Source organism: Paracoccus sp. Arc7-R13, assembly GCF_004010775.1.
Classification (GTDB): domain Bacteria; phylum Pseudomonadota; class Alphaproteobacteria; order Rhodobacterales; family Rhodobacteraceae; genus Paracoccus; species Paracoccus marcusii.
Map to the genome: position 1 here is coordinate 70,745 of NZ_CP034810.1, position 24,979 is coordinate 95,723.

The following is a 24,979-nucleotide window of genomic DNA, read 5'->3' on the forward strand; positions in this document are numbered from 1 at the left end:
GCGCACCTACGTCAGCGGGGATCGCGTCGGGCGTCGCACAGCCACGCCGCGGCGGTCAAGGCCGCAGACCCTTGCGGGCACGGGCCGCGCCGTGGCAGGGGTGCATCGGTCACAGGACAGGGGCACGCCATGGGCACGGTCAGCGATCTTTACCGCCAGCGCATCGCATCGGGCGCGCTGCGCCACGACGACGCGCAGGCAGCGGTGCTGCCGCACATGGACCGCGTTCTGGATCAACTGCAGGCGGCACCGCCGCAGAAGCCGCGATCGGCGTGGCGGGCCTTTTTGGGCGTGGGCAGCCCCGATCCGGTGCCCGCGGTGCAGGGGTTGTATCTGTGGGGCGGCGTGGGGCGCGGCAAATCCATGCTGATGGACCTGATGGCCGACGCGGCCGGCGACGTTCCCACCCGGCGGGTGCATTTCCACGAATTCATGCAGGAGATCCAGGCCGGCCTGAACGAGGCGCGCAAGCGCGGCGAGCAGGACACCGTCCGCCCCGTGGCCGAGGCCGTGGCGGCCCAAGTCCGCCTGCTGTGCTTTGACGAGATGCAGATCAGCGACATCGCCGACGCGATGATCGTGGGGCGGCTGTTCCAGGTTCTGTTCGACCAGGGGGTGACGGTGGTCACAACGTCGAACCGCGAACCGGACGACCTGTACAAGCATGGGCTGAACCGCCAGCTGTTCCTGCCCTTCATCGCGCTGATCCGCCAGCGGATGGAGGTGGTGTGCCTGGACAGCCGCACCGACTATCGCCAGAACCGCCAGGGCGGTCAGGTCTGGTTCGCCCCCGCCGACGCGGCGGCACGGGCCGAACTGGACGCCGTCTGGGCCGAGCTGACCGGCGACGCTACGCCCGAACCGCTGGTCCTGACCGTGCAGGGGCGCCAGGTCACCCTGCCCGCCCATGTCAGGCGCGCGGCGCGGTCCAGCTTCTGGGACCTGTGCGGCAAGCCGCTTGGGCCCGCGGATTACCTGGCGGTGGCACGCGCGGTCGACGTGCTGCTGATCGACGGCGTGCCGCGGCTGTCGGCGTCGAACTATAATGAGGCCAAGCGCTTCGTGACGCTGATCGACGCGCTTTACGAGGCGCGGGTCCGGCTGATCGCCAGCGGCGCGGACCAGCCCGAACAGCTGTACAACGAGGGCGAAGGCAGCTTCGAGTTCGAACGCACCGCATCCCGCCTGCGCGAGATGCAGGACGCCGCGTGGGGGCGGCGCGACCCGGCGGGGGACTAGACCCCCATCGTCCGCCGTCCGCGCTGGACCAGGGCGCGCAGCTCCTCCAGCGTCATCGCGCCGAACGCGGCCTCGTCCCCGCAGATGAAGCTTGGCGTGCCCATCAGCCCCATGTGGTCGCCCAGCAGGTGGCTGTAGGTGATGTGGCGTTCGACGGTATCGGCCTGCATGCCTGTGCGGATCGCGGCCTCGTCCAGGCCCAGATCGCGGACAACGCGCATCACGGTCGCCTCCTCGGCGCGGGCGCGCATGCCCAGCAGGGCGGCGTGCAGCCGCCAGTAGTTGCCCGTGGGCAGCGTCGCCAGCGACGCGCGCGCCGCGAATTCCGATCCGGGACCGAAGACCGGCCATTCGCGCAGCACCACCCGCAGCTGCGGGTCCGACCGGACCAGTTCCGACATCAGCGGCAGCATCGTCTTGCAGTGCGGACAGTTGTAATCGAAGAACTCGGTCAGGGTGATGTTGCCGTCGGGATTGCCCAGCACCGGTGCGGTCGGGTCGCGTTCCAGCGCCTGGCGCAACTCATCGGGCATCGGGTTGGGGCGGTCCTGCGCAAAGGCGGGCATCGCCGCGAAGGCGCCGGCAGAGGCCAGAAGAAAGCGGCGGGTCGGCATGGCTTGTCCTTTCGGCGGGTCCGGGGTCAGATGTCCTTCGGCCTAACCGACGGCGGACAGATGCGTAAATCCAGATATACCGAACCAGAGGTCACGATGGCGTCAGACCCCGACCCGGTCTGCCCGCTGTGCCTGCGCCCGATCCCGCCCGACGTGCCGCAAAGCCGCCATCACCTGATCCCCAAGCTGCGCGGCGGCAAGGGGGGCCCTACGGTGCTGCTGCACCACATCTGCCACAAGACGATCCACAAGACCCTGCGCGAGACGGAGCTGGCGCGAAACGTGAACACGGTCGAGGCGCTGCGCACCCATCCCGACCTGGCCCCGTTCTGGGCCTGGATCGCCCGCCGCCCGCCGGGTTTTTCCGGAAGGACGCGCTGATACCATCGGTTTTTCCGCTTTGCGGAAGCGTGATTCGGGCGCACCCTGAGACAGTCGTCCCCTGCGAAAGGACTGTCCCATGCCCCGATCGTTCCTGACCGCGCTGCTCTTGGGTGCCCTGACCGCCCCTGCGGCCTTGGCCCAGACCGGACCGCCCCAGGCCCCGGCGCCCGCGCCCATCGTGATCCCCGCCCCCCAGGACGCCCGCACCCCCGATGCCCCCCTGCCGACCAATCCGGCCATGACCGGCAAGCGGTCCTGCGGCGGGGCCCGGCAGGTCACATCCTGACAGGCGCACGGCCTCGACAAGGTCCGCGCAGGCGGTGAACCGCGCGTCTCGGCCTGCACGCCCTGGCTTTGGCGGCAGGTCGTGATCGGCACAGGCCTCCTTTGCGGCCCCACGCACGGGTTCGGCTGGCGTCGCTCACGCGGGTTCACAAGCCTGTGGTTGCGACCATGCAACGCCGCACACGGGCAATCCGGGCGTCAACCTTTCGGCAGCAGGGTCAGACGGTTAGATCTGCCCCGTCATCAGACTGAGAAGGACCCCCATCATGAAACTTGCATTCGCAACTCTGGGCGCAAGCCTGTTCGCCGTCACCGCCCATGCCGGCGGCTATGTCGCCCCCGTGGTCGAGCCCGCCCCCGCACCCGTCGTCGCCCCCGTCGCGGCACCCGTGTCCGACTGGACCGGTTTCTATGCCGGTCTGCAGTACGGCCAGGGGGATGCCGACGTGAACTTCGACGGCGACAGCGTGTCAAGCGACTTTGACGCCTACGGCGTGCACGGCGGCTACAACCGCGATTTCGGCCAGTTCGTTCTGGGCGGCGAGCTGGACTACAACCGCATCGACCTGGACGAGGCCGGCGAAGGCGACCTGGTCCGGCTGCGCGGCCGCGCGGGCTATGACTTGGGCCGCTTCATGCCCTACGTCTCTCTGGGCGCTGCCCATGTCGATGCGGACGACCTGTCGGAAACCGCCTTCACCTATGGCATCGGCGCCGACTTCAAGGTCACCGAGCGCGTGACCCTGGGCGCGGAATACACCCGCCAGGACTTCGACGACGTCAACGACGTGTCGGGCCTCGACCTCGACACCGACATGGTGCAGGTGCGCGCCTCGTTCCGGTTCTGATCGAAACGGTCCGAACGCGAAAGGCGGCCCCCGCGGGGGCCGCCTTTTTCATTGCCGCAACAGGTGCGATCAGCGCGTGAACTTCTTGTACTTCACGCGCTTGGGGTTCACCGAATCAGGACCCAGGCGGCGGATCTTGTCCTCCTCATAGGCCTCGAAGTTGCCTTCGAACCATTCGACATGCGCGTCGCCCTCGAACGCCAGGATATGCGTGCACAGACGGTCCAGGAAGAAGCGGTCGTGGCTGATGATCACCGCGCAGCCCGCGAAATCGTCCAGCGCCGCCTCCAGCGCCTGCAGCGTCTCGACGTCCAGGTCGTTGGTCGGTTCGTCCAGCAGCAGCACGTTGCCGCCCGATTTCAGCAGCTTGGCCATGTGCACGCGGTTGCGTTCGCCGCCCGACAGGGTGCCGACCTTCTTCTGCTGGTCGCTGCCCTTGAAGTTGAAGGCGCTGCAATAGGCGCGGCTGTTCATCGTCGCGTCGCCCAGGGCGATCAGCTCGGCGCCGCCGCTGATCTCCTCCCAGACGTTGTGGTTGTCGCCCAGCGCGTCGCGCGACTGGTCGACATAGGACAGCTGCACCGTCTCGCCCAGGGTGATCGTGCCCTCGTCGGGCTGCTCCTGGCCGGTCAGCATGCGGAACAGCGTCGACTTGCCCGCGCCGTTCGGACCGATCACGCCGACGATGCCGCCGGGCGGGATGGTGAAGTCCAGGTTCTCGATCAGCAGCTTGTCGCCCATCGCCTTCTTCAGGCCGATGACCTCGATCACCTTGCCGCCCAGGCGCTCGCCGTTCGGGATGATGATCTGGGCGCTGGTGATGCGCTCCTTCTCGGTCTTGTTGGCCATCTCGTTATAGGCGTTGACGCGGGCCTTCTGCTTGGCCTGACGGGCCTTGGCGCCGGCGCGGATCCATTCCAGTTCCTTCTCAAGGACCTTCTGCTTGGACTTGTCCTCGCGGGCCTCCTGCGCCACGCGCTTGGCCTTGGCGTCCAGCCACGAGGAATAGTTCCCCTCGTGCGGGATGCCGCGGCCGCGCTCCAGCTCCAGGATCCAGGTCGTGATGTCGTCCAGGAAATAGCGGTCGTGGGTGACGATCAGGATCGTGCCCTTGTATTCGATCAGGTGCTTTTGCAGCCAGGCGATGGTCTCGGCGTCCAGGTGGTTGGTCGGTTCGTCCAGCAGCAGCATGTCCGGCGCCTCAAGCAGCAGCTTGCACAGCGCGACCCGGCGGCGTTCGCCGCCCGACAGGGTGCTGACATCGGCGTCGTCGGGCGGGCAGCGCAGGGCCTCCATCGCGACATCGACCTGGCTGTCCAGGTCCCACAGGTTCTCGGCGTCGATCTGGTCCTGCAGGGCGGACATCTCCTCGGCGGTCTCGTCCGAGTAGTTCATCGCCAGCTCGTTATAGCGGTCCAGCTTGGCCTGCTTGGCCGCGACCCCCAGCATGACGTTGCCGCGCACGTCCAGGCTTTCGTCCAGATGCGGCTCCTGCGGCAGATAGCCGACGGTCGCACCCTTGGCGGCCCAGGCCTCGCCGGTGAAATCCTTGTCGATGCCGGCCATCACGCGCATCAGGCTGGATTTGCCCGATCCGTTGACGCCGACGACGCCGATCTTGACGCCCGGAAGAAAGTTCAGCTTGATGTTCTCAAACACCTTCTTGCCGCCGGGATAGGTCTTGGACACGCCGTCCATGTGGTAGACGAACTGATAGGACGCCATCGGAAACTCCTGTGAATTTGCCGCTTTGTAAGGGAAACGGGCGTCCGATGGAAGATCAGCGCACCTCGTCCACGAAATCGTCGCCCATGATGTCGCGCAGCGCGTCCATCTGGGGGGCCAGGCGCGCCTCCAGCGCGGCGATGGCCGCGGGGGGCGGCATCGGGCCGTCGGGATTTGCGAACACCTTCTGCGTCAGGTTGGCGTAGAAGCAGGGGCCCAGCCCCAGATGCGCCTCGACCGCGTCCATCACCCGGTGCGGCGCGCGCGAGATCCGACCGAAGGGCAGGACCAGCATGTCGGGATAGCGCCTAAGCCAGCGCGGCAGATAGGCGGCATAGTCGCCGCGTTCGTCCAGGACCGGGTTCGCGACCTCGGCCAGCCAGTCGGCCTCGGTCACGGGCACGCGTTTTTCCCGGCGCAGGTTCATGCGCAGCTGCGATATGGCGCGATCGACGGGGTGGCGGATCAGATAGATCACGCGCGCCTTGGGCAGCAGGTCGCGGACCGCCTGCACCCCCTCGTCCGGCAGGCCGGAATATTCCGGGGTGAAATCCATCGGCATCGCGTGTTCGGGCGCGGGGGCGAAGACACGCTTGTACCATTGGTTGTGGAACATCTTGCCGCTGGTGATGGCCGTCAGATAGGCGTCCAGCTCGGGCTGCAGCTCGACCTTGCGCGTCGTGTGGCGGTCGCGGATCTCCTGGGGCTTGTTGCGGTAATGCCAGGCGATCCAGCGGCGGTGTTCGGGGATGTGCAGATGGTTGAAATACTGCACCTCCTTGAAGGGCGGGATCCAGACCTGCGGATGCTGGCCCAGCATCTGGGCCAGCCAGCTGGTCCCGGCCTTCTGCGCACCAATGCACAGCGCTCCAGGCTTGCGGGGCTGGCCCTGGGGATCGAAGGCCGGGCTGATCGTCAGCGTGGTGACCAGGCGCGACAGGGCGTCAGCGCTCAAGTGTTCCCCAAAGGTCATAATCGCCCGCCTCGTCCACCGTCACGGTCACAATATCGCCCGGCGACAGGGCGTCAAACCCCTCGTCGATGAACAGGTTTCCGTCAATCTCGGGGGCGTCGGCCTTGGTGCGGCAGGTGGCGCCACGCTCGTCGACCTCGTCGACGATCACCTGGATGCGCTGGCCGACCTTGGCCTCCAGCTTGGCGGCGCTGATGGCCTGGGCCTTTTCCATGAATCGCGCAAAGCGGTCCTGCTTGACCGCGTCGGGCACGTGGTCGGGCAGGTCGTTGGCCCGCGCGCCCTTGACGTTTTCGTACTGGAACGCGCCGACGCGGTCCAGCTGCGCCTCGTCCAGCCAGTCCAGCAGGGTCTGGAACTCTGCCTCGGTCTCTCCGGGATAGCCCACGATGAAGGTCGAGCGCAGGGTGATGTCGGGGCAGATGTCGCGCCAGGCGGCGATCTCGTCCAGGGTCTTGGCCGCCGCCGCCGGGCGCGCCATGCGGCGCAGGACGTCGGGGTGGGCGTGCTGGAACGGGATGTCCAGATAGGGCAGGACCAAGCCATCCGCCATCAGCGGGATGAGGTCGCGCACATGCGGATAGGGATAGACGTAATGCAGCCGCACCCAGGCCCCAAGGCTGCCCAGATCACGCGCCAGATCGGTGATGTGGGCGCGGTGCCCCCGGTCGGTCGCGTGCTTCAGGTCCAGCCCATAGGCGCTGGTGTCCTGGCTGATGACCAGCAGTTCCCGCACCCCGGCCTGCACCAGGCGCTCGGCCTCGCGCACCACCGCATGGGCCGGGCGGCTGACCAGACGGCCGCGCATGTCGGGAATGATGCAGAACTTGCACTTGTGATTGCAGCCTTCCGAGATCTTCAGATAGCTGTAATGGCGCGGCGTCAGGCTGACCCCGCTGGCGGGCAGCAGGTCGATGAACGGATCGGGCTGCGGCGGCACGGCGGCATGGACCGCGTCCAGCACCTGTTCATATTGATGCGGCCCGGTCACGGCCAAGACCTTGGGATGCGCGCCGGTGATGTAATCCGGTTCCGCCCCCAGGCAGCCGGTGACGATGACGCGGCCATTCTCGCGCAGCGCCTCGCCGATGGCATCCAGGCTCTCGGCCTTGGCGCTGTCCAGGAACCCGCAGGTGTTGACCACCACGGCATCCGCACCATGGTAATCGGCGCTGATCGCATAGCCTTCGGCCCGCAGGCGCGTCAGGATGCGTTCGCTGTCTACCAAGGCCTTGGGGCAGCCAAGGCTGACCATGCCGATGGTCGGCTGACCGTCGCGGCGGTCATCCGGGATGCGCGCACGCGCAAGGTCGGGGCGGAGTTCGGGCGGGTTCTGCTGCATCCGCCGCACATAAGCGATTCTGGATCGCGGGGAAAGTCCGTTCCGCGGTCAGCGGCGGCCCATGAAACGACGGATCATCTTGAAGATGGCAAACAGCTTGAGCAGGCGGAACATGGGCTTCTCCGATATGGGTTCGCGGGCCCAACGTCCCCCGCGGGCAACCGGTTCACGGCAATGCGCGTTCCCGATGCCCGTCGTCGCCGGAACGTGATTTCACCACCGCCCGAAAAAAGGACCAGATGTCGCCATGATGAAACCCCGCCGCCTTGCCCTGATCCTTGCCGCCGCCCTGACGGTCGCGACCCCCGCTTTGGCCCAGCAGCCGCAAGGCATCCAGCGCGCGGGAGAGTTCATCGACGTGTGGAACAACCGCGGCGGCAACGTGCTGGAGATGGTGCAGACCCGTCAGGAGCTGGCATCGTCGGGCCGCACAGTGCGCATCCGCGGCTATTGCCGGTCGGCCTGCACGATCCTGACGACGATGCCCAATGCCTGCCTGGGGCCGCAGGCGCGGATCGGGTTTCACGCGCCGCGCATCCAGGGCACCCAGATCATCCCGCCCTATGTCGATCAGATCATGGGCAACTTCTATCGTGGCGGCATCCGCGAGCGGTGGTTCGGGGGCTGGAACCGCTCGATGGAGATGAAGATCATCTCGGCCCGCGAATACGTGCGCCTGGACCCGCAGGCGCGGATCTGCGGCAGCCTGCGCCCCTAGTCGCGCAGGCGCCAGCCGGTGGCAAAGATCCAGCGGATGATGGCCAGGCAGATCACGACCATGATCCCCACCGCCACCAGCGACACCCCCACCGGCACGTCGGCCAGTCCGAAGAACGACCAGCGGAACCCCGAGATCAGGTAGAGGACCGGGTTAAGCTTGGCCACGCCCTCCCAGAAGGGCGGCAGCATGCTGGCCGAATAGAAGGCGCCGCCCAGGAAGACCAGCGGCATGATGACCATCATCGGCACGATCTGCAGCTGTTCGAACGACTTGGCCCACAGCCCGATGATGAAGCCCAGCAGGCTGAAGCCGATCGACGACAGGACCAGGAAGGCCACCATCCAGAACGGGTGCAGGATGTGGACGCCGACGAAGACGAAGCTGGTCAGCAGGATCACCAGCGCGATCAGGATCGACTTGACCGCTGCCGCGCCGACGAAGCCCATCGTGACCTCGATCCAGCCGACGGGCGACACCAGGTATTCATAGATCGTGCCGCTGAACTTAGGGAAATAGATGCCGAAGCTGGCGTTGCTGACGGCCTGCTGCAGCACGGTCAGCATCATCAGGCCGGGCACGATGAAGGCCGCGTATTCGACCCCCTCGACCGACTGGATGCGCCCGCCGATGGCCGCGCCGAAGACGACGAAATACAGCACCGTGGACAGCACGGGCGATGCCAGCGACTGCCAGATGGTGCGGAAGAACCGCATCATCTCGTGGTGAAAGATGGACCAGACGCCAAACCAGTTGATGCTCATGCCGCGTCCTCGGAGACCAGGGAAAGGAAGACGTCCTCGAGGCTGGATTGCCGCGTGGACACGTCGCGCACGGTGATGCCGCGCGCGGCCAGATCGCCCAGAAGGCGCGCGATGCCGGTGCGTTCGGCCCGCGTGTCGTATTCGAAGGACAGCCGCCGCCCGTCATCCGACAGCGACAGCCCGCGCCCGGACAGATCGTCGGGGATCGCGGCCAGAGGCTGGTCCAGCTCGATCGACAGGGTCTTCTTGCCGAACTCTCCCATCAGCTCGCTGGTCGGCTTGACCAGCAGCAGGCTGCCCTTGGCGATGACGCCGATGCGGTCGGCCATCTCCTCGGCCTCCTCCAGGTAATGGGTGGTCAGGATGATCGTCACGCCCTCGCGGCGCAGATCGCCCACGACCTGCCACATCTCGCGGCGCAGGGCGACGTCGACGCCCGCCGTGGGCTCGTCCAGGAACAGCACCTTGGGCTGGTGCGACAGCGCCTTGGCGATCAGCACGCGGCGCTTCATGCCGCCCGACAGTTCCCGCGTGGCGGCGTCGCGCTTGTCCCACAGCGACAGCGACCGCAGGATGCGCTCGATATAGGCCTCGTCCGGAGGCATGCCGTACAGCCCGCGGGTGAAGCGGACGCAGTTGATGACCTTCTCGAACGGTTCCAGCGCGATTTCCTGGGGGACCAGGCCGATCAGCTTGCGCGCGGCGCGCCAGTCGGTGCGGATGTCGTGCCCGCCCACGCGGACCGTGCCGCCGGTCGGCACCACCAACCCGCAGATGATCGAGATCAGCGTGGTCTTGCCCGCCCCGTTGGGGCCCAGCAGGGCGATGATCTCTCCCTCGTCGATGGACAGGGTCACGTCGTCCAGCGCCTTGGTGCCGCTGCCATATTCCTTGGACAGGTGGTCGATGTCGATGATCGCGCCCATGCGCCTCTCCTGTAGGTGAGTTCGGGGACCGTGGCGCGCCTCGCGCACAGCTGTCCGGTCCCGCAGATAGGCCCTGCCCGCCCCGATTGCCAGTGCGGGACCGCGGATTCAGCCGTCCGACGTCCTCAGCCGCCCCCGGCTCATGTGGCGCTTGCGCCCGAAACCGGGGCTGCGGAGGACCTCGAACCCGGCATCCGACAGCGCCTGGCGGACATGGCCCGCGGCGCTATAGGTGGCGAACGTGCCCCCCGGCGCGGTATGTGCGCCGACCTCGGCCATCACGTCCGCGCCCCACATCTGCGGGTTCTTGGCCGGAGAGAAGCCGTCCAGGAACCACGCATCCGCCGCATCCCGCCACGCGGGCAACGTCTGGCGCACGTCGCCCAGGACCACGGTCAGCGCGACCTGTCCCACGCGGATCACCCCCTGCCCCCACCCGTTGCGCAGCTGCGCCGCCAGCGCCGACAGGTCGGGAAAGGCGGCATGCGCCTGCTCCAGCTGGGCGCGGCTCATCGGAAAGGCCTCGAAGCTGGTCATCCGCACGGGCACCGTCGCCACCTGCGCCAGCGCCAATGCGTTCAGACCGGTGCCGAACCCCGTCTCGGCCACGTGGAACCCCGGCCTCAGCCGCGCGGGCAGGTCGTTGCCCGCAAAGAAGACGTGCCGCGTCTCCTCCAGCCCGCCGCCCAGGCTGAAATAGGGGTCGTCGAACTGCTGTGACACGGGAACGCCCCCAGCGCGCCAGTCCAGCGCAGGCTCGTCATCGGGACGGGGATGGGTTAGGTCGCTCATGACGCATCTGTCGGGAAAGGACGCGGCTTTGGCAAGGGTGATCCATGTGGCGGGGGCCGGCATTTTTGGGCTGGCCTGTGCCTGGGCGCTGGTCCGGCGCGGCGCGCAGGTCACCGTGTTCGAGGCCGCGACCATCGGCGCAGGATCCTCGGGCGGCCATGTGGGCGCCCTGGCCCCCCATGCGCCCGACCCCTGGAACATCAAGAAACAGCTGCAGCTGGACAGCCTTCTGGCCGCCCCCGCCTTCTGGGCCAGCGTCGAACAGGCCTCCCGCCTGCCTACGGGTTACGCCCGCACCGGCCGCCTGCAACCCGTTCCCGACATGGATACCGCCGCCCGCCTGCCCGACCGCATCGCGGCCGCCGCGCGCCAGTGGCCTGCTGCCATGGGCATGGCGCTGACCCGCGATCCGCACGGCCCGCTGATCCCGCCCAGCCCCACCAGCCTGTGGCTGACCGACGGGCTGACGGCCCGCCTGAATCCCCGCGCCGCCCTGCAGGCTCTGACCGCGGCGATCCGCGCCGGGGGCGGCCGGATCCACGAACACACGCCGGCCCCCGACGCCCACGCCCCCACGATCTGGGCCACGGGCACGCCGGGACTTGTGGCGCTGAACAGCGCGCTGGACCGCAAGATCGGCCAGGGGGTCAAGGGCCAGTCGCTGCTCCTCTCCCACGCCGCCCCTGACAGCCCTCAGGTCTTTGCCGACGGGCTGCATATCGTGCCCCATGCGGACGGCACCACGGCCATCGGCTCGACCTCGGAAAACACCTACGACACCGTACACCCCGACCATCAGGCCCAGGATCTGCTGGCCCGCGCCGTCGCGATCTGCCCGACGCTGGCCGATGCACCCGTCCTCGACATCTGGGCCGGCCTGCGCCCCCGCGCCCGCTCGCGCGCGCCGGTGCTGGCCCCGTGGCCCGGCCGCCCCGGCCACCTGATCGTCAATGGCGGCTTCAAGATCGGCTTCGGCATGGCCCCGCTGATCGCCGACCTGACCGCACAGATCCTTCTGGGCGACCGTCGGGACATCCCCGACCTCTTCGCCCTGCCCTGAGATTTCTCCTTTGCCCAAATACCCCGGGGGGAGTCCACAGGACGGGGGGCAGCGCCCCCCTGCCCGCTTGCCACCCGCGCGCGCCCCGCGCACACTCCCCCCGAACCAGCCGGAGCCCGCGATGACCCGCCTCGACCATGCCTTCACCGCCATTGATGCCGCCAATGCCCAGGACCCGAACCTGGACGACGGCAAGCCTGCGAACCTCCTCTATGGCCAGCGCATGACGGCGGAACAGCAGCGCCTGTTCCCAGACGCCGACGACGTTCTGCGCATCGCCTGCCGCGGCCAGCATGTCGAACGCTGGCTGCTGCCGCGGGCCGACTATCCGATGAACCGCCCCGGCTATCTGGCCTGGCGTCAGGAACAGGGCCGCCGTCACGCGGATCGCATCGCCGGCATCATGGCCGATGCGGGCTATGACGCCGATGACATCGACCGCGCCCGCAAGATGCTGACCAAACAGGGCCTCAAGCGCGACCCCCAGGTGCAGGCGCTGGAGGACGTGATCTGCTTCACCTTCATCCGCTGGTATCTGGGCGATTTCATGGCCGAACAGCCCGACCACAAGATCCCCCGCATCATCGAGAAGACCGCCCGCAAGATGTCGGCCGAGGCCCGCGCCCGCGCCCTGGCCGAATTCCCCATGCCCGAGGCGTTGGCCCAGTATTTCCATGACGCCGATCAGCCGCAGACCCTGTCGCGCGCCGTCATCGTCTCGCATGGCCAGCCCGGCGACCCCGCACCCCAGCAGGCCGCCATCGAGGCGCTGGCCGCCCAGGTCGCGGCCCACGCCCCCGGCGTCGAGGTCCTGGGCGCGACGCTCGCCGACCCCGACGCCCTGCCCCGCACCTGCCGCAGCGACTGCATCATCTATCCGATGTTCATGGCCGAGGGCTGGTTCACCGGCGTCGAACTGCCCCGCCGCCTGACTCAGGCCGGCGCACCGGGCGCGCATATCATGCGCCCCTTCGGCACCGATCCCGGCCTCGACGCGCTGGTCATCGAAAAGGCGCAGCAGGCGGCCGATGCCCAGGGCTGGGCGCTGTCAGATACGACCCTGCTCCTCTCCGCGCACGGATCGCAGCGCGGACAGGCCAGCCACGACATCACCATGGCACTGGCCGCCCGCATCGCGCCGCATTTCGCCCGCGTCGTCGCGGGCTTCGTCGAACAGGAACCCTTCATCGCCGACGCCGCCCGTGACCTCGATCGCGCCATCAGCCTGCCGCTGTTTGCGCTGCGCGCCGAACATGTGCTGGACGACCTGCCGCAGGCGCTGGATCAGGCGGGCTTCACCGGCCCGCGCCTGGACCCGGTGGGCCTGGCCCCCGAAGTGCCTGCGATGATCGCAGCCTCCATCGCCAGAGAAGTTTCAAGCTTGAAATGATTTCGGACCCGTGCCAGCCTGCAGCGCAGGAGGTGGCACGGGATGAAGATTCTCTGTCTGGGCGGCGGGCCTGCGGGCCTTTACTTCGCGATCTCGATGAAGCTGCGCGATCCGTCGCATGACGTCACCGTGCTGGAACGCAACGGCGCGGGCGACACCTTCGGATGGGGCGTGGTGCTGTCCGATGACGCCCTGTCGCGGCTGCAGAAGAACGACCCGCCCTCGGCCCAGGCGATCCGCGACCACTTCATCTATTGGGACGACATCGCGGTCATACGCGACGGCCACCGGCAGGTTTCGGGCGGGCACGGCTTCGCGGGCATCGGGCGGCGGCAGCTGCTGATCCTGCTGCAGGAGCGCGCGCGCGACCTGGGCGTGGACCTGCAGTTCCGGACCGAGTTCCAGACCGCTGAACATTATCGCCGCGACTATGACCTGGTCGTCGCCTGCGACGGGCTGAACAGCAAGGTCCGCACTGAATATGCGGACGTGTTCCGCCCCGACATCGACATCCGCCGCTGCAAGTTCGTCTGGCTGGGTACCAAACAGAAATTCGACGACGCCTTCACCTTCATCTTCGAAAAGACGCCGCAGGGCTGGCTCTGGGCGCATGTCTACTCCTTCGATGCCGACACCGCGACCTTCATCGTGGAATGCGCGCAAGAGACCTGGGACGCGATGGGCTTCGAAGCCATGTCCAAGGAGCAGATCGTCGAGACCTGCCGCGCGGTCTTCAAGGACCATCTGGGCGGGCACGAGCTGATGTCGAACGCGGCGCATCTGCGCGGCTCGGCCGTCTGGATGAACTTTCCCCGCGTCATCTGCGAGCGGTGGTACCATGAGAACGTCGTGCTGATGGGCGATGCGGCGGCGACGGGGCATTTCTCGATCGGGTCCGGCACGCGGCTGGCCTTGGACAGCGCCATCGCACTGGCGGATTACCTGCATTCCGAACCCGACCTGCCCCGCGCCTTCGAACGCTATCAGGAGGAACGGCGGGTCGAGGTGCTGCGCCTGCAATCGGCGGCCCGCAACAGCCTGGAATGGTTCGAGGAGGTCGAGCGTTACCTGGACCTGGACCCGATCCAGTTCACCTATTCCCTGCTGACCCGCAGCCAGCGGATCGGGCATGAGAACCTGCGCCTGCGCGACCCGGGTTGGGTGCGCGAGGCCGAGGACTGGTTCCAACGGCAGGCCGGCGGCCAGCCGGGCCGCGCGCCGATCTTCGCGCCCTTCCGCCTGCGCGACATGGCGCTGAAGAACCGCATCGTCGTCTCGCCCATGGCCCAGTACAAGGCGCAGGACGGCTGCCCGACCGACTGGCACCTGGTCCATTACGGCGAACGCGCCAAGGGCGGCGCGGGGCTGGTCTTCACCGAGATGACCTGTGTCAGCCCCGAAGGCCGCATCACGCCGGGCTGTCCGGGCCTCTATGCGCCCGAGCATCAGGCGGCCTGGCGGCGGATCACCGATTTCGTCCATGCCGAGACGGATGCCAGGATCTGCTGTCAGATCGGCCATTCGGGCCGCAAGGGCTCCACCCGCATCGGGTGGGAGGGGATGGACCAGCCGCTGGCGGAGGGCAATTGGCCGATCATGGCGGCCTCCGCCCTGCCCTGGTCCGAGGGCAATGCCGTCCCGCAGGAGATGACCCGCGCCGACATGGAGGCGGTGACGGCGCAATTCGTGGCCGCGACCCGCATGGCCGATGCGGCGGGCTTCGACATGATCGAGCTGCATGCGGCGCATGGCTATCTGCTGTCCGGGTTCCTGTCGCCGGTGTCGAACCGGCGCGGCGATGAATACGGCGGCAGCCTGGAGAACCGCCTGCGCTGGCCGCTGGAGGTGTTCACCGCCATGCGCGCCGTCTGGCCCGAGGGGCGGCCCATGTCGGTGCGCATCTCGGCCACGGACTGGACCGAGAACGGCGTGACGCCTGACGAATCGGTCGCCATCGCGCGGGCCTTTCACGCGGCGGGGGCGGATATCATCGACGTGTCTGCGGGCCAGACGACGCCCGATGCGCGGCCCGTCTATGGGCGGATGTTCCAGACGCCGTTTTCCGACCGCATCCGCAACCAGGCGGGGCTGGCCACGATGGCGGTGGGCAACATCACCGATGCGGATCAGGCCAACGGCATCCTGATGGCGGGGCGCGCCGATCTGGTGGCCATCGGGCGGCCGCATCTGGCCGATCCCTATTGGACGCTGCATGCGGCGACGGCGCTTGGCGACGGGGCGGACTGGCCCCTGCCCTATCACGCGGGCCGCGATCAGGCGCGGCGACTGGCCGCCAAGCAGGCCGAGGAGATCCGCGCATGACCCGCGTCCTGATCACCGGCGGCGGCAGCGGCACCGGCGCCGACATGGCCCGCGCCTTTGCCGCCCAAGGCCATGAAGTCGTCATCACCGGGCGCGATGCCGCGCGGCTTGAGGCGGTGGCGGGCGGCCTGATCCGCGCCGTGCCCGGCGATGTCAGCGACGAGGATCAGGTGCGCCGCATCTTCGACGACGCCGGCCCCTGCCAGGTGGTCATCGCCAATGCCGGCATCGCCGAGGCCGCGCCCTTTGCCCGCACCACGCTGGACCAGTTCAGCCGCATCATGGCGGTCAACCTGACGGGGGTCTTCCTGACCTTTCGGCAGGCGCTGTCGCAGATGGGACCGGGGGGGCGGTTGATCGCGGTGTCCTCGGCCGCGGGGCTGCGGGGGGCGGCCTATGCCTCGGCCTACGCGGCCAGCAAGCACGGGGTGATGGGGCTGGTGCGGTCGATCGCGCTGGAGGTGGCGTCGAAACGGATCACCGCCAACGCCATCTGCCCCAGCTATCTGGACACAGAAATGACCGGCCGCACGCTGGACGGGATCATGGCGAAGACGGGGCGCGACCGCGACGCGGCGCTGGCCGCGCTGACCGCCCGCAACCCGCAGGGCCGCCTGATCGCGCCCGCCGAGGTGACCGGCGCGGCGCTGTGGCTAGCATCAGACGCTGCGGCCAGCGTGAACGGCCAGGCCATCGTCCTGGACGGGGGCGAGAGCGCATGACCGACCTGTCCAAGCGGCGGCTGAAGATCTGGATCCGCCTGCTGGGCGTGACGCGGGGGGCCGAGAACCACCTGCGCGACTATCTGCGCCGCGCGCATGGCACGACCCTGCCCCGCTTTGACGTGATGGCGGCGCTGTGGCGCAGGCGCGAGGGCGTGACCATGTCCGAGCTGTCGCGCCTGCTGCTGGTGTCGAACGGCAATGCCACCGCGGTCGTCGACCGGCTGGAGGCCGACGGCATGGTCCGCCGCGAGGCCGAGGATGGCGACCGCCGCCGCATCCGCGTGCGCCTGACGCCCGAAGGCCTGGAGGCGTTCGAGATCATGGCCCTGGGCCATGAGGCCGAGGTCGACGCGATCCTGGGCCGACTGTCCGAAACCGATCTGGAGGCGCTGCGCGACATCCTGTCCCGCGCCGGGAGGCCCGAATGAAACCCGTCCCCATGGCCGATCTGACGCCCGAGCATTTCCTGTGGGAGGTCACGGACCGCATCGCGGTGATCCGCCTGAACCGCCCCGAACGCAAGAACCCCCTGACCTTCGACAGCTATGCCGAACTGGGCGCGTGCTTTCGGATGCTGGCCCATGCCTCGGACGTGGATGTGGTGGTGCTGGCCTCCAACGGCGGGAATTTCTGTTCCGGCGGCGACGTGCATGAGATCATCGGCCCGCTGGTCGGCATGGAGATGCCGCAGCTGCTGGCCTTCACCCGCATGACCGGAGAGCTGGTCCGCGCGATGATCCATTGCGGCAAGCCGGTGATCGCGGCGGTCGAGGGGATCTGCGTGGGCGCGGGCGCGATCATGGCCATGGCCAGCGACCTGCGGCTGGCCGCGCCCTCGGCCAAGGCCGCGTTCCTGTTCACCAAGGTGGGGCTGGCGGGCTGCGACATGGGGGCCTGCGCGATGCTGCCGCGCATCGTGGGACAGGGGCGCGCGGCGGAACTGCTGTACACCGGCCGCGTGCTGCGCGCCGAGGAGGGCGAGCGGTGGGGGTTCTGGAACAGCCTGCATGACGATGTCCTTGCGGCGGCGATGGATCTGGCGCGGGCGATCGCGGCGGGGCCTGTCTGGGCGCATGGCATCACCAAGACGCAGCTTCTGCAGGAATGGACCATGGGGCTGGACCAGGCGATCGAGGCCGAGGCGCAGGCCCAGGCCATCTGCATGACCACGCGCGATTTCGAGCGGGCCTATCGGGCCTTCGTCGCCAAGGAGACGCCGGTCTTCGAGGGCAACTAAGGGAACCGGGGCTCTGCCCCGGACCCCGGGATATTTGGGTGAAGAAGACGATGGATCGCAGCTTTCTGGACTGGCCGTTCTTTGAGCACAGGCATCGCGCGCTGGCCCAGGGGCTGGAGGACTGGGCCCTGGGCGCGCTGCCTGTGGATCACGGCGATGTGGACGGGGCCTGTCGGGGGCTGGTGCGGGCGCTTGGCGATGGCGGGTGGCTGGCGCATTCGGGGGGCGAGGCGCTGGACGTGCGCGCGCTGTGCCTGATCCGCGAGACCTTGGCGCGCCATGACGGGCTGGCGGATTTCGCCTTCGCCATGCAGGGCCTGGGCATGGGGGCGGTGACGCTGTTCGGCAGCGCGTCGCAGCGGGCATGGCTGGAGCGGACGCGAGGGGGCCGGGCGATTTCGGGGTTCGCGCTGACCGAGCCTGCCTCGGGGTCGGACGTGGCGCGGCTGGCGACCACGGCGCGGCGGGATGGCGACGGGTGGGTGCTGGACGGGGAAAAGACCTATATCTCCAACGGCGGGATCGCGGATGTCTATGTGATCGTGGCGCGGACCGGAGAGGCCCCAGGCGCGCGGGGGCTGTCGGCCTTCCTGCTGCCTGCGGACACGCCGGGGCTGGAGGTGGCAGGCCGCATCGACGTGATGGCCCCGCATCCGCTGGCGCATCTGCGCCTGACCGGGGTGCGGTTGCCGGGGGAGGCGCTGATCGGGCAGGCGGGACAGGGGTTTCGCATCGCCATGACGGTGCTGGATCATTTCCGGCCCACGGTGGGGGCCGCGGCCCTGGGCTTCGCGCGCCGGGCGCTGGATGAGGCGCTGGCGCGGGTGCGGTCGCGCCAGATCCAGGGCGCGCCGATGGCCGAGCTGCAGATGGTCCAGGGGCATCTGGCCGACATGGCGCTGAAGATCGACGCCGCCGCCCTGCTGATCTATCGCGCGGCCTGGGCCAAGGACCAGGGCGCGCCCCGCATCACGCGCGAGGCGGCGATGGCCAAGCTGTACGCCACCGAGATCGCGCAGGAGGTCATCGACCAGGCGGTGCAGCTGCATGGCGGCGACGGCGTGCGCACCGGCAGCACGGTCGAGAGCCTGTACCGTGAGATCCGCGCCCTGCGCATCTATGAGGGGGCCAGCGACGTGCAGCGCGTCGTCATCGCCCGCAGCATCCTGGAGGGCGCATGACCTATTCCCGCACCATTCCCATCGAGTTCTGCCACTGCGACCCGGCGGGGATCGTTTTTTACCCCCGCTATGCGGAGATGGTGAACCACATGGTGGAGAACTTCTTCCTGGAGGTCGTGGGGCATGGGTTCGGCCCGATGATGGCGGCGGGTCAGGGGATGCCCACCGTCGCGCTGGAGATGGCGTTCCGCAAGCCTGCGCGGCTTGGCGACCGGCTGGACTGGACGCTGGTGGTCGAGCATCTGGGCCGGTCCAGCGCGCGCTTTCTGATCCGCGGCGAGGACCGGGTGGAGGCGCGGACCACCGTGGTCTGGATGGACCGCGATTTCACCCCGTCGCCCTGGCCCGACGACATGCGACAGACCCTGGAGGCGCATCATGCATGAACCCCTGCATCCGGCGACGTGGAAGCGCGCCTCGGGCTATGCCAACGGGATCATGGCGCGGGGGCGGATGATCTTTACCGGCGGGCTGGTGGGCTGGGACGCGAATCAGGTCTTTCAGACCGACGATTTCGCGGGCCAGGTCCGGCAGGTGCTGGAGAACATCGTGGCGGTCCTGGCCGAGGGCGGCGCGGGGCCACAGCATCTGGTGCGGCTGACCTGGTACGTCACCGACAAGCACGAATATCTGGGCGCGCTGCGCGCGGTGGGGGCGGCCTACCGTGACGTGATCGGGCGGCATTACCCGGCCATGGCGCTGGTGCAGGTCGTGGCGCTGGTCGAGGACCGCGCCAAGGTCGAGATCGAGGCCACGGCCGTGGTGCCGGAATAGGGGGACGATCATGCTGGGACCAAGCGGGCACGAGGACAGCTTCACGCGCGACAACCTGCCCCCGCCGGAGGCCTGGCCGCGGATCGACCTGTCCGGATACGACTATCCTGATTGGCTGAATGCGGGGGCGGAGCTGACCGACCGCATGGTCGATCGCGGGTTCGGGGACCGGGTCGCGCTGGTCGGCAACGGGCGGGCGCGGACCTACAAGGAGCTGTCGGACTGGACCAACCGGCTGGCCCATGCGCTGGTCGCCGATTACGGGCTGCGGCCGGGCAACCGGGTGCTGATCCGGTCGGCCAACAACCCCGCGATGGTCGCCTGCTGGCTGGCCGCGACCAAGGCGGGGGCGGTCGTGGTCAACACCATGCCCATGCTGCGCGCCAAGGAGCTGTCCCAGATCATCGACAAGGCGCAGGTGACGCATGCGCTGTGCGACACGCGCCTGATGGATGAGCTGGTGGCGGCGGCCAAGGGCTCGGCCACGCTGACCACCGTGGTGGGGTTCGACGGCACCGCGAACCATGACGCGGAGCTGGACCGGGCGGCGCTGACGAAACCCGTGCGGTTCGAGGCGGTGCGGACCGGGCGGGATGACGTGGCGCTGTTGGGGATGACGTCGGGTTCGACGGGCGAGCCCAAGGCCACGATGCATTTCCACCGCGACCTCTTGATCATCGCCGACGGCTATGCGCGGGAGGTGCTGGGGGTGAGGCCCGACGATGTCTTCGTGGGGTCACCGCCGCTGGCCTTCACCTTCGGGCTGGGCGGGCTGGCGGTGTTCCCGCTGCGCTTCGGGGCCAGCGCGGTGCTGCTGGAGAACGCCTCGCCCCCGAACATGATCGAGATCATCGAACGCCACCGCGCCACGATCTGCGTGACCGCGCCCACGGCCTATCGGGTGATGCTGCGCGCGATGGATCAGGGGGCGGACCTGTCCAGCCTGCGCGTGGCGATCAGCGCCGGAGAGACGCTGCCCGCCCCCATCTGGCAGGACTGGCACGACCGCACGGGCAAGCCGATGCTGGACGGGATCGGCGCGACCGAGATGCTGCACATCTTCCTGACCAACCGGCTGGACGACAGCCATCCAGGCTGCACCGGGCGGCCCGTGCAGGGATACCGCGCGCGGATCGTGGACGATGCGGGACAGGAGGTGCCGCGCGGAGAGATGGGGCGGCTGGCGGTGATCGGGCCCACCGGCTGCCGCTATCTGAACGATGCGCGGCAGGCAGAGTATGTGCAGGGCGGCTGGAACCTGACCGGCGACACCTTCTGGCAGGACGATGACGGGCGGTTCCATTTCGCGGCGCGCTGCGACGACATCATCGTGTCGTCGGGCTACAACATCGCGGGGCCGGATGTGGAGGCGGCGTTGCTGGCGCACGCGGACGTGCTGGAATGCGCGGTGATCGGCGCGCCGGACCCGGAGCGCGGCCAGATCGTCGAGGCGCATGTGGTGCTGGCCCCCGGCGTCGCGCCCGACACCGCGACGGCGGAGCGGCTGCAGCGTCATGTGAAGGACGTGATCGCGCCCTTCAAATATCCCCGCCGGGTGGTCTTCTGCGCGGCCCTGCCCAAGACCCAGACCGGCAAGATCCAGAGGTTCAGGCTGAAGCAATGAGTATCGACCCTGCACAGGAAGGCGCGCGCATGTCGTTCGACGGGCGCATGTCCTATGGCGATTATCTGGGGCTGGACCGGCTACTGACATCGCAGCATCCGCTGTCGGATGCGCATGACGAGATGCTGTTCATCATCCAGCACCAGACCTCCGAGCTGTGGATGAAGCTGGCCCTGCTGGAGATGGGGGCGGCGCGGGAACGGATCGCTGTGGGCGACCTGCGCCCGGCGTTCAAGATGCTGACCCGCGTGGCGCGGATCATGGAGCAGCTGAATTCGGCCTGGGACGTGCTGCGCACCATGACGCCGTCGGAATATTCGACCTTTCGCCCCGCGCTGGCCGAGAGCAGCGGGTTCCAGTCGCATCAGTACCGGATGATCGAGTTCGTCGCAGGCAACCGCAACATGGCGATGATCGCGCCCCATGCGCATCGGCCCGACCTGGCCGAGGCGCTGCGGGCGGAGGCCGCGCGGCCGTCGCTGTACGACGAGGTTCTGGGGCGGCTGAGAGCGGCGGGGTTCGACGTGGCGGCGCGCACCGTGCTGGACAAGCCCCATGCGCCGGACGCGGCGGCGCGGGCGGCCTGGGCCGAGGTCTATCGCGAACCGGCGCGGTATTGGGAGCTGTATGAGCTGGCCGAGAAGCTGGTGGATTTCGAGGATTACTTCCGCCGCTGGCGGTTCAACCATGTGACGACGGTGGAGCGGATCATCGGCTTCAAGCGCGGATCGGGGGGCACGTCGGGGGTGACCTATCTGCGGCGGATGCTGGACGTGGTGCTGTTCCCCGACCTGTGGGAGCTGCGGACCGAGCTGTGAGCGGGGCGGACGGCCGCGCCTGACCGGCCCTGACGGGCCGGGGTCGCGGCCGTCGGTGGCGCCCGGACCTGCGGTCCGGGCGCGGTCGGTCCAGTGGGTCAGGCGGCGGGGCCGTAATAGGCGTAGTTGCCCTGGACCGTGAAGCCGAGGCTGGCATAGGTGGCCTGGGCTGCGGTATTCGCGCGGCTGACGGCCAGGCCGATGCGTGTGGCACCGAGATCCTGGGCCCAAGCGGCGGCCTGGCGCATCATCCAGCCGGCGAGACCCTGACGGCGGAAGGTGGGCAGGACCTCCACCGCGTGGACCATGGCGGTGCAGTCATGCAGCGCGACGAAGCCTGCGCCGGCGGCACGGTCCCGGATGCGGCCCAGGAGGGCGGCCTTGGGCAGGGGCACGCGGTCGATCACGGCCTGTCTTGCGGGGGTGATGTTGCCCGCGCCCCAGATCTGGCGCTGGATCGCCAAGGGGGGCCAGATCGCGAAGGCGGTGACGGGCGGGATCTGCCGGTCGGTCAGCGCGGCGATTGGCGCGGCCATGACCAGGGTCGGGATATGCGCGCCGAGGCCGCGCGCGGTCAGGGCGGCGATCAGGTCAGTTTCATCGTCCCACGCACGGAACAGCGGCGGCTGGCCCCATGCGGCATGCCGGGCGCAGGCGGCATCGATGTCGGCATCGCCCCACGGACCGACCGCGATGGCCGAGCTGACGCGCCCGCCCGCCCCTGCGCCCCGCCCGACCAGGAAGCCGCCGCAGCGGACGGTCTCAGACGCGGGCCAGGTCGCCTCGAAGGCGGCGGCCAGATCGGGGTCGGGCCTCACAACCCGATGCGTCCGCGCAGCGCGGCCATGGCCAGATCGACGCGGGCGGCATCCAGGCCCCGCACCACAAGGTTCGTGCCCCAACCCGTGTCATCGCGGAACGGATAGGACCCGAGCGACAGGTCGGCGTATTCGGCGGCGACGGCCTTCAGGTCCTCGGCCACCTCGCTTTCGCCGCGGCGGACCTCGACGGTCAGGGACTGCACCGGGCGGCCCACGGGCAGCTGCGGGATCAGCCAGGCGACCATGGCGCGGAAGACCTCGGGGACGCCCGCCATCACATGGGTCGCGCCGATGGAGAAGCCGGGCGCGGCCGACACGGCATTGTCGATCAGCGTCGCACCCACGGGGATGCGGGCCATGCGCAGGCGGTTCTCGTTCAGTTCGACCCCCATGCGGTCGCAGCGCTCCTGCAGCAGGGCGCGGGCGGTGGGGTTGACCTCGACCGTGGTGCCATGGGCGGCGGCCACGGCATCGGCGGTGATGTCGTCATGCGTGGGCCCGATGCCGCCGGAGGTGAACAGCAGGTCGTACGCCCCGCCCAGGGTCCGGTCCAGTGCGCGGATCGCGTCCACGATGCGGTCGGTGTCGTCGGCCACCACGCGGATCTCCTGAAGGTCAATGCCGGTGGCGGTCAGCACCTGGGCCAGGTGATGGGCGTTCCCTTCGCGGGTGCGGCCGGACAGGATCTCGTCGCCGATGACCAGGATGGCGGCTGTGGGGTTGTCGGACTGCATCAGGCTCTCCCTTGGGTGTCGCGCCCCATCTATGCCCGCAGCCGGGGCTGGAACAAGTGGGCGCGCGTCTCTATCTAGGGCGGCAGACAGAAAGGATCAGCGATGGACGAAGGCCGTATCACGAGGGAAGGCATCCGCCTGCACATGCCCGGGGATTTCGCAGGCATGCGGGCGGCGGGCGCCCTGGCCGCGCGGATCCTGGACGAGGTGGGGCCGATGGTCGCACCGGGCGTCACCACCGGCGCGCTGGACGATTTCATCCGGGGCCGGGTGACGGAGCTGGGCGCGACCTCGGCCACGATAGGCTATCGCGGGTACCAGCATGCCAGCTGCATCAGCGTGAACCACGTAGTCTGTCACGGCATCCCCGGCGACAAGAGCCTCAAGGACGGCGACATCCTGAACATCGACGTGACGGTCATCCTGGACGGCTGGTTCGGAGACACCAGCCGGATGTACGTGGCAGGCAAGCCGTCGCTCAAGGCGCAGCGGCTGCTGCAGGTGACCCATGACGCGCTGATGAAGGGGATCGAGGCCGTGCGCCCCGGCGCGACCTTCGGCGACATCGGCGCGGCGATCCAGACCTATGCGGAAGAACGGCGCATGTCGGTGGTGCGCGACTTCTGTGGGCACGGGATCGGGCGGGTGTTCCATTCGCCGCCCAACGTGCTGCATTTCGGACGCCCGGGAAAAGGCCCGGTGCTGGAGGAGGGCATGTTCTTCACGATTGAGCCGATGATCAACCTCGGCCGCCCGGAAACCAAGGTCCTGGCCGATGACTGGACGGCGGTGACGCGCGACAAGTCGCTGTCGGCCCAGTTTGAACATTCGATCGGCGTGACGGCCGACGGATGCGAGATCTTTACCCCTTCCGACCGGTTCTTCCCCGAACTGGCGTGATCGATTGCGTCCCGCGGTGGCCGGGGGCGCTCCGCCCCCCGGACCCCCCGGAGGTCGCAATCATTCATTGGTCAGGAAAACACCGCAAGGCGTCCTCCGCCCCAGGGGGTCCGGGGGGTGGAACCCCCCGGCGCCGCGCGGGACGCAAAGCTCAGGCGCGGCCGGACGCCGCCGACAAAAGCGACGGATCGATCCCCTGCGCCCGCAGCGCGCGCTGCCACTTGTCCTCGTGCGACAGATCAAAGATCAGGTCCTCGGCGCCATCTCCGGTCAACCAGCCATTGGCCAGCATCTCGGTCTCCAGCTGCCCCGGCCCCCAGCCTGCATAGCCAAGCGCCAGAACCGCAGGATCGGGGCCATAGCCCTGCGCCAGTTCCACCAGGATGTCGCGCGTCGTGGTCATCGCCAGCGCCTGACCGATCCGCAAGCGCCCCTCGGGGTCCTGCCCGTGCTCGGCCACCTTGTGCAGCACGAATCCCCGGCCCGGCTCGACCGGGCCGCCAAAGCGCACCTCGATCGGCCGCGCATCCTCCTCGGCCTCGATGCCCAGCTGGTCCAGCAGATCGCCAAAGCCGATCTCGGGCAGCGGGCGGTTCAGCACCAGCCCCATCGCCCCCTCGTCGGAATGCGCGCAGACCAGCACCACGGACCGCTCGAAACGCGGATCGCTCATGCCGGGCATGGCGATCAGGATCTTGCCGGTCAGGTTGCGGTCTTGGGCGGAATCACCGGTGATGCTGGTCATCATGTCTCCTTTTCATGACAGATCGGCACTGGGGCGGG

The 24,979-nt window shown here is 68.7% G+C and carries 27 protein-coding genes; 17 read left to right on the plus strand and 10 right to left on the minus strand.

What is annotated here, in order from left to right; genetic code table 11:
- The first annotated feature begins 129 nt into the window (after nucleotides 1-129).
- Nucleotides 130-1,239 carry a cell division protein ZapE gene (gene zapE / locus EOJ32_RS00395; protein WP_127897332.1) on the plus strand — a complete coding sequence of 370 codons (1,110 nt, stop codon included), beginning with the start codon at nucleotides 130-132 and terminating at the stop codon, nucleotides 1,237-1,239.
- Here zapE and EOJ32_RS00400 read toward each other — a convergent pair.
- On the minus strand, nucleotides 1,236-1,853 hold the full coding sequence (locus EOJ32_RS00400) for a DsbA family protein (protein WP_127897333.1): 618 nt from the start codon (nucleotides 1,851-1,853) through the stop codon (nucleotides 1,236-1,238). The two genes, zapE and EOJ32_RS00400, sit on opposite strands and share 4 nt — an antisense overlap.
- A gap of 60 nt (nucleotides 1,854-1,913) precedes the next feature.
- Here EOJ32_RS00400 and EOJ32_RS00405 point away from each other — a divergent pair, with 60 nt between their 5' ends.
- The 3 genes from EOJ32_RS00405 to EOJ32_RS00415 all read left to right on the plus strand — a co-directional run bounded on the left by EOJ32_RS00405 (nucleotide 1,914) and on the right by EOJ32_RS00415 (nucleotide 3,370).
- The gene (locus EOJ32_RS00405) at nucleotides 1,914-2,234 is read left to right on the plus strand and encodes an HNH endonuclease (protein ID WP_240542461.1); all 321 of its coding nucleotides are present in this window, start codon (nucleotides 1,914-1,916) and stop codon (nucleotides 2,232-2,234) included.
- Between the two features lie 79 nt (nucleotides 2,235-2,313).
- Complete coding sequence (locus EOJ32_RS00410; RefSeq protein WP_127897334.1) at nucleotides 2,314-2,523, plus strand: hypothetical protein; 210 nt, start codon at nucleotides 2,314-2,316, stop codon at nucleotides 2,521-2,523.
- Nucleotides 2,524-2,788: 265 nt separating this feature from the next.
- Nucleotides 2,789-3,370 carry an outer membrane protein gene (locus tag EOJ32_RS00415; RefSeq protein ID WP_045983313.1) on the plus strand — a complete coding sequence of 194 codons (582 nt, stop codon included), beginning with the start codon at nucleotides 2,789-2,791 and terminating at the stop codon, nucleotides 3,368-3,370.
- A 69-nt stretch (nucleotides 3,371-3,439) separates the two neighbouring features.
- Here EOJ32_RS00415 and ettA read toward each other — a convergent pair whose 3' ends face one another.
- The 3 genes from ettA to rimO are packed head-to-tail and all read right to left on the minus strand — an operon-like array spanning nucleotide 3,440 to nucleotide 7,410.
- Nucleotides 3,440-5,095, minus strand: coding sequence for an energy-dependent translational throttle protein EttA (gene ettA, locus EOJ32_RS00420; RefSeq protein ID WP_045983314.1), 1,656 nt, complete (start codon nucleotides 5,093-5,095; stop codon nucleotides 3,440-3,442).
- Nucleotides 5,096-5,150: 55 nt separating this feature from the next.
- Entirely contained in the window at nucleotides 5,151-6,050 is a 900-nt protein-coding gene (locus tag EOJ32_RS00425) for a sulfotransferase (RefSeq protein WP_164871357.1), read from the minus strand.
- Complete coding sequence (gene rimO / locus EOJ32_RS00430) at nucleotides 6,040-7,410, minus strand: 30S ribosomal protein S12 methylthiotransferase RimO (RefSeq protein WP_164871358.1); 1,371 nt, start codon at nucleotides 7,408-7,410, stop codon at nucleotides 6,040-6,042. The genes EOJ32_RS00425 and rimO overlap by 11 nt, the downstream gene beginning before the upstream one ends.
- A 247-nt stretch (nucleotides 7,411-7,657) precedes the next feature.
- On the opposite strand from rimO, the gene EOJ32_RS00435 reads away from it, so the two are divergent.
- The gene (locus EOJ32_RS00435) at nucleotides 7,658-8,128 is read left to right on the plus strand and encodes a hypothetical protein (protein ID WP_239441348.1); all 471 of its coding nucleotides are present in this window, start codon (nucleotides 7,658-7,660) and stop codon (nucleotides 8,126-8,128) included.
- Here the strand turns inward: EOJ32_RS00435 and EOJ32_RS00440 are convergent.
- The 3 genes from EOJ32_RS00440 to mnmD all read right to left on the minus strand — a co-directional run bounded on the left by EOJ32_RS00440 (nucleotide 8,125) and on the right by mnmD (nucleotide 10,610).
- Entirely contained in the window at nucleotides 8,125-8,886 is a 762-nt protein-coding gene (locus tag EOJ32_RS00440; protein WP_045983333.1) for an ABC transporter permease, read from the minus strand. The two genes, EOJ32_RS00435 and EOJ32_RS00440, sit on opposite strands and share 4 nt — an antisense overlap.
- A 2-nt stretch (nucleotides 8,887-8,888) precedes the next feature.
- Nucleotides 8,889-9,818 (minus strand): ABC transporter ATP-binding protein, encoded by a 930-nt coding sequence (locus tag EOJ32_RS00445; RefSeq protein ID WP_045983316.1) that lies wholly within the window; start codon nucleotides 9,816-9,818, stop codon nucleotides 8,889-8,891.
- Nucleotides 9,819-9,926: 108 nt separating this feature from the next.
- Nucleotides 9,927-10,610 (minus strand): tRNA (5-methylaminomethyl-2-thiouridine)(34)-methyltransferase MnmD, encoded by a 684-nt coding sequence (gene mnmD, locus EOJ32_RS00450; RefSeq protein WP_127897338.1) that lies wholly within the window; start codon nucleotides 10,608-10,610, stop codon nucleotides 9,927-9,929.
- A 28-nt stretch (nucleotides 10,611-10,638) separates the two neighbouring features.
- On the opposite strand from mnmD, the gene EOJ32_RS00455 reads away from it, so the two are divergent.
- The 11 genes from EOJ32_RS00455 to EOJ32_RS00505 all read left to right on the plus strand — a co-directional run bounded on the left by EOJ32_RS00455 (nucleotide 10,639) and on the right by EOJ32_RS00505 (nucleotide 21,741).
- Complete coding sequence (locus tag EOJ32_RS00455) at nucleotides 10,639-11,670, plus strand: FAD-binding oxidoreductase (RefSeq protein WP_127897339.1); 1,032 nt, start codon at nucleotides 10,639-10,641, stop codon at nucleotides 11,668-11,670.
- Between the two features lie 121 nt (nucleotides 11,671-11,791).
- Nucleotides 11,792-13,060 carry a DUF4202 family protein gene (locus EOJ32_RS20610; RefSeq protein ID WP_371705731.1) on the plus strand — a complete coding sequence of 423 codons (1,269 nt, stop codon included), beginning with the start codon at nucleotides 11,792-11,794 and terminating at the stop codon, nucleotides 13,058-13,060.
- A 42-nt stretch (nucleotides 13,061-13,102) separates the two neighbouring features.
- Nucleotides 13,103-15,382 (plus strand): bifunctional salicylyl-CoA 5-hydroxylase/oxidoreductase, encoded by a 2,280-nt coding sequence (locus tag EOJ32_RS00465; protein ID WP_127897340.1) that lies wholly within the window; start codon nucleotides 13,103-13,105, stop codon nucleotides 15,380-15,382.
- Nucleotides 15,379-16,104 carry an SDR family NAD(P)-dependent oxidoreductase gene (locus EOJ32_RS00470; RefSeq protein WP_127897341.1) on the plus strand — a complete coding sequence of 242 codons (726 nt, stop codon included), beginning with the start codon at nucleotides 15,379-15,381 and terminating at the stop codon, nucleotides 16,102-16,104. The genes EOJ32_RS00465 and EOJ32_RS00470 overlap by 4 nt, the downstream gene beginning before the upstream one ends.
- Nucleotides 16,101-16,535: a MarR family winged helix-turn-helix transcriptional regulator gene (locus tag EOJ32_RS00475; RefSeq protein WP_127897342.1), complete on the plus strand. Its 435-nt coding sequence runs from the start codon at nucleotides 16,101-16,103 to the stop codon at nucleotides 16,533-16,535. Before EOJ32_RS00470 ends, EOJ32_RS00475 begins: the two co-directional genes overlap by 4 nt.
- Nucleotides 16,532-17,344, plus strand: coding sequence for an enoyl-CoA hydratase family protein (locus EOJ32_RS00480; protein ID WP_127897343.1), 813 nt, complete (start codon nucleotides 16,532-16,534; stop codon nucleotides 17,342-17,344). The genes EOJ32_RS00475 and EOJ32_RS00480 overlap by 4 nt, the downstream gene beginning before the upstream one ends.
- 50 nt (nucleotides 17,345-17,394) lie before the next feature.
- Entirely contained in the window at nucleotides 17,395-18,525 is a 1,131-nt protein-coding gene (locus tag EOJ32_RS00485; RefSeq protein ID WP_127899232.1) for an acyl-CoA dehydrogenase family protein, read from the plus strand.
- Nucleotides 18,522-18,911, plus strand: coding sequence for a thioesterase family protein (locus tag EOJ32_RS00490; RefSeq protein WP_127897344.1), 390 nt, complete (start codon nucleotides 18,522-18,524; stop codon nucleotides 18,909-18,911). The genes EOJ32_RS00485 and EOJ32_RS00490 overlap by 4 nt, the downstream gene beginning before the upstream one ends.
- Nucleotides 18,904-19,299: a RidA family protein gene (locus tag EOJ32_RS00495; RefSeq protein WP_045983325.1), complete on the plus strand. Its 396-nt coding sequence runs from the start codon at nucleotides 18,904-18,906 to the stop codon at nucleotides 19,297-19,299. Before EOJ32_RS00490 ends, EOJ32_RS00495 begins: the two co-directional genes overlap by 8 nt.
- Before the next feature lie 10 nt (nucleotides 19,300-19,309).
- Nucleotides 19,310-20,923: a benzoate-CoA ligase family protein gene (locus EOJ32_RS00500; protein ID WP_045983326.1), complete on the plus strand. Its 1,614-nt coding sequence runs from the start codon at nucleotides 19,310-19,312 to the stop codon at nucleotides 20,921-20,923.
- Nucleotides 20,920-21,741 carry a tryptophan 2,3-dioxygenase gene (locus tag EOJ32_RS00505; RefSeq protein ID WP_127897345.1) on the plus strand — a complete coding sequence of 274 codons (822 nt, stop codon included), beginning with the start codon at nucleotides 20,920-20,922 and terminating at the stop codon, nucleotides 21,739-21,741. Before EOJ32_RS00500 ends, EOJ32_RS00505 begins: the two co-directional genes overlap by 4 nt.
- Before the next feature lie 98 nt (nucleotides 21,742-21,839).
- On the opposite strand, the gene EOJ32_RS00510 is transcribed toward EOJ32_RS00505, so the two are convergent.
- Complete coding sequence (locus EOJ32_RS00510) at nucleotides 21,840-22,559, minus strand: GNAT family N-acetyltransferase (RefSeq protein WP_127897346.1); 720 nt, start codon at nucleotides 22,557-22,559, stop codon at nucleotides 21,840-21,842.
- Nucleotides 22,556-23,296, minus strand: a complete 741-nt coding sequence (locus EOJ32_RS00515; RefSeq protein WP_127897347.1) for a molybdopterin-binding protein — start codon at nucleotides 23,294-23,296, stop codon at nucleotides 22,556-22,558. The genes EOJ32_RS00510 and EOJ32_RS00515 overlap by 4 nt, the downstream gene beginning before the upstream one ends.
- Before the next feature lie 102 nt (nucleotides 23,297-23,398).
- On the opposite strand from EOJ32_RS00515, the gene map reads away from it, so the two are divergent.
- Nucleotides 23,399-24,196: a type I methionyl aminopeptidase gene (gene map, locus EOJ32_RS00520; RefSeq protein ID WP_127897348.1), complete on the plus strand. Its 798-nt coding sequence runs from the start codon at nucleotides 23,399-23,401 to the stop codon at nucleotides 24,194-24,196.
- 151 nt (nucleotides 24,197-24,347) lie between these two features.
- Here the strand turns inward: map and EOJ32_RS00525 are convergent, their stop codons facing one another.
- Entirely contained in the window at nucleotides 24,348-24,944 is a 597-nt protein-coding gene (locus tag EOJ32_RS00525; RefSeq protein WP_240542462.1) for a YqgE/AlgH family protein, read from the minus strand.
- Nucleotides 24,945-24,979: the final 35 nt, after the last annotated feature.

Bases quoted from the DNA above. Each gene is read 5' to 3' on its own strand.
- mnmD (WP_127897338.1), bottom strand. From the start codon at position 10,610: ATGAGCGACCTAACCCATCCCCGTCCCGATGACGAGCCTGCGCTGGAC.
- EOJ32_RS00470 (WP_127897341.1), top strand. From the start codon at position 15,379: ATGACCCGCGTCCTGATCACCGGCGGCGGCAGCGGCACCGGCGCCGAC.
- EOJ32_RS00405 (WP_240542461.1), top strand. From the start codon at position 1,914: ATGCGTAAATCCAGATATACCGAACCAGAGGTCACGATGGCGTCAGAC.
- EOJ32_RS00485 (WP_127899232.1), top strand. From the start codon at position 17,395: ATGGATCGCAGCTTTCTGGACTGGCCGTTCTTTGAGCACAGGCATCGC.
- EOJ32_RS00515 (WP_127897347.1), bottom strand. From the start codon at position 23,296: ATGCAGTCCGACAACCCCACAGCCGCCATCCTGGTCATCGGCGACGAG.
- map (WP_127897348.1), top strand. From the start codon at position 23,399: ATGGACGAAGGCCGTATCACGAGGGAAGGCATCCGCCTGCACATGCCC.
- ettA (WP_045983314.1), bottom strand. From the start codon at position 5,095: ATGGCGTCCTATCAGTTCGTCTACCACATGGACGGCGTGTCCAAGACC.
- EOJ32_RS00415 (WP_045983313.1), top strand. From the start codon at position 2,789: ATGAAACTTGCATTCGCAACTCTGGGCGCAAGCCTGTTCGCCGTCACC.
- EOJ32_RS00410 (WP_127897334.1), top strand. From the start codon at position 2,314: ATGCCCCGATCGTTCCTGACCGCGCTGCTCTTGGGTGCCCTGACCGCC.
- EOJ32_RS00490 (WP_127897344.1), top strand. From the start codon at position 18,522: ATGACCTATTCCCGCACCATTCCCATCGAGTTCTGCCACTGCGACCCG.
- EOJ32_RS00445 (WP_045983316.1), bottom strand. From the start codon at position 9,818: ATGGGCGCGATCATCGACATCGACCACCTGTCCAAGGAATATGGCAGC.
- EOJ32_RS00400 (WP_127897333.1), bottom strand. From the start codon at position 1,853: ATGCCGACCCGCCGCTTTCTTCTGGCCTCTGCCGGCGCCTTCGCGGCG.
- EOJ32_RS00435 (WP_239441348.1), top strand. From the start codon at position 7,658: ATGATGAAACCCCGCCGCCTTGCCCTGATCCTTGCCGCCGCCCTGACG.
- EOJ32_RS00475 (WP_127897342.1), top strand. From the start codon at position 16,101: ATGACCGACCTGTCCAAGCGGCGGCTGAAGATCTGGATCCGCCTGCTG.
- EOJ32_RS00500 (WP_045983326.1), top strand. From the start codon at position 19,310: ATGCTGGGACCAAGCGGGCACGAGGACAGCTTCACGCGCGACAACCTG.
- rimO (WP_164871358.1), bottom strand. From the start codon at position 7,410: ATGCAGCAGAACCCGCCCGAACTCCGCCCCGACCTTGCGCGTGCGCGC.
- EOJ32_RS00505 (WP_127897345.1), top strand. From the start codon at position 20,920: ATGAGTATCGACCCTGCACAGGAAGGCGCGCGCATGTCGTTCGACGGG.
- EOJ32_RS00495 (WP_045983325.1), top strand. From the start codon at position 18,904: ATGCATGAACCCCTGCATCCGGCGACGTGGAAGCGCGCCTCGGGCTAT.
- EOJ32_RS00525 (WP_240542462.1), bottom strand. From the start codon at position 24,944: ATGATGACCAGCATCACCGGTGATTCCGCCCAAGACCGCAACCTGACC.
- EOJ32_RS00480 (WP_127897343.1), top strand. From the start codon at position 16,532: ATGAAACCCGTCCCCATGGCCGATCTGACGCCCGAGCATTTCCTGTGG.
- EOJ32_RS00465 (WP_127897340.1), top strand. From the start codon at position 13,103: ATGAAGATTCTCTGTCTGGGCGGCGGGCCTGCGGGCCTTTACTTCGCG.
- zapE (WP_127897332.1), top strand. From the start codon at position 130: ATGGGCACGGTCAGCGATCTTTACCGCCAGCGCATCGCATCGGGCGCG.
- EOJ32_RS20610 (WP_371705731.1), top strand. From the start codon at position 11,792: ATGACCCGCCTCGACCATGCCTTCACCGCCATTGATGCCGCCAATGCC.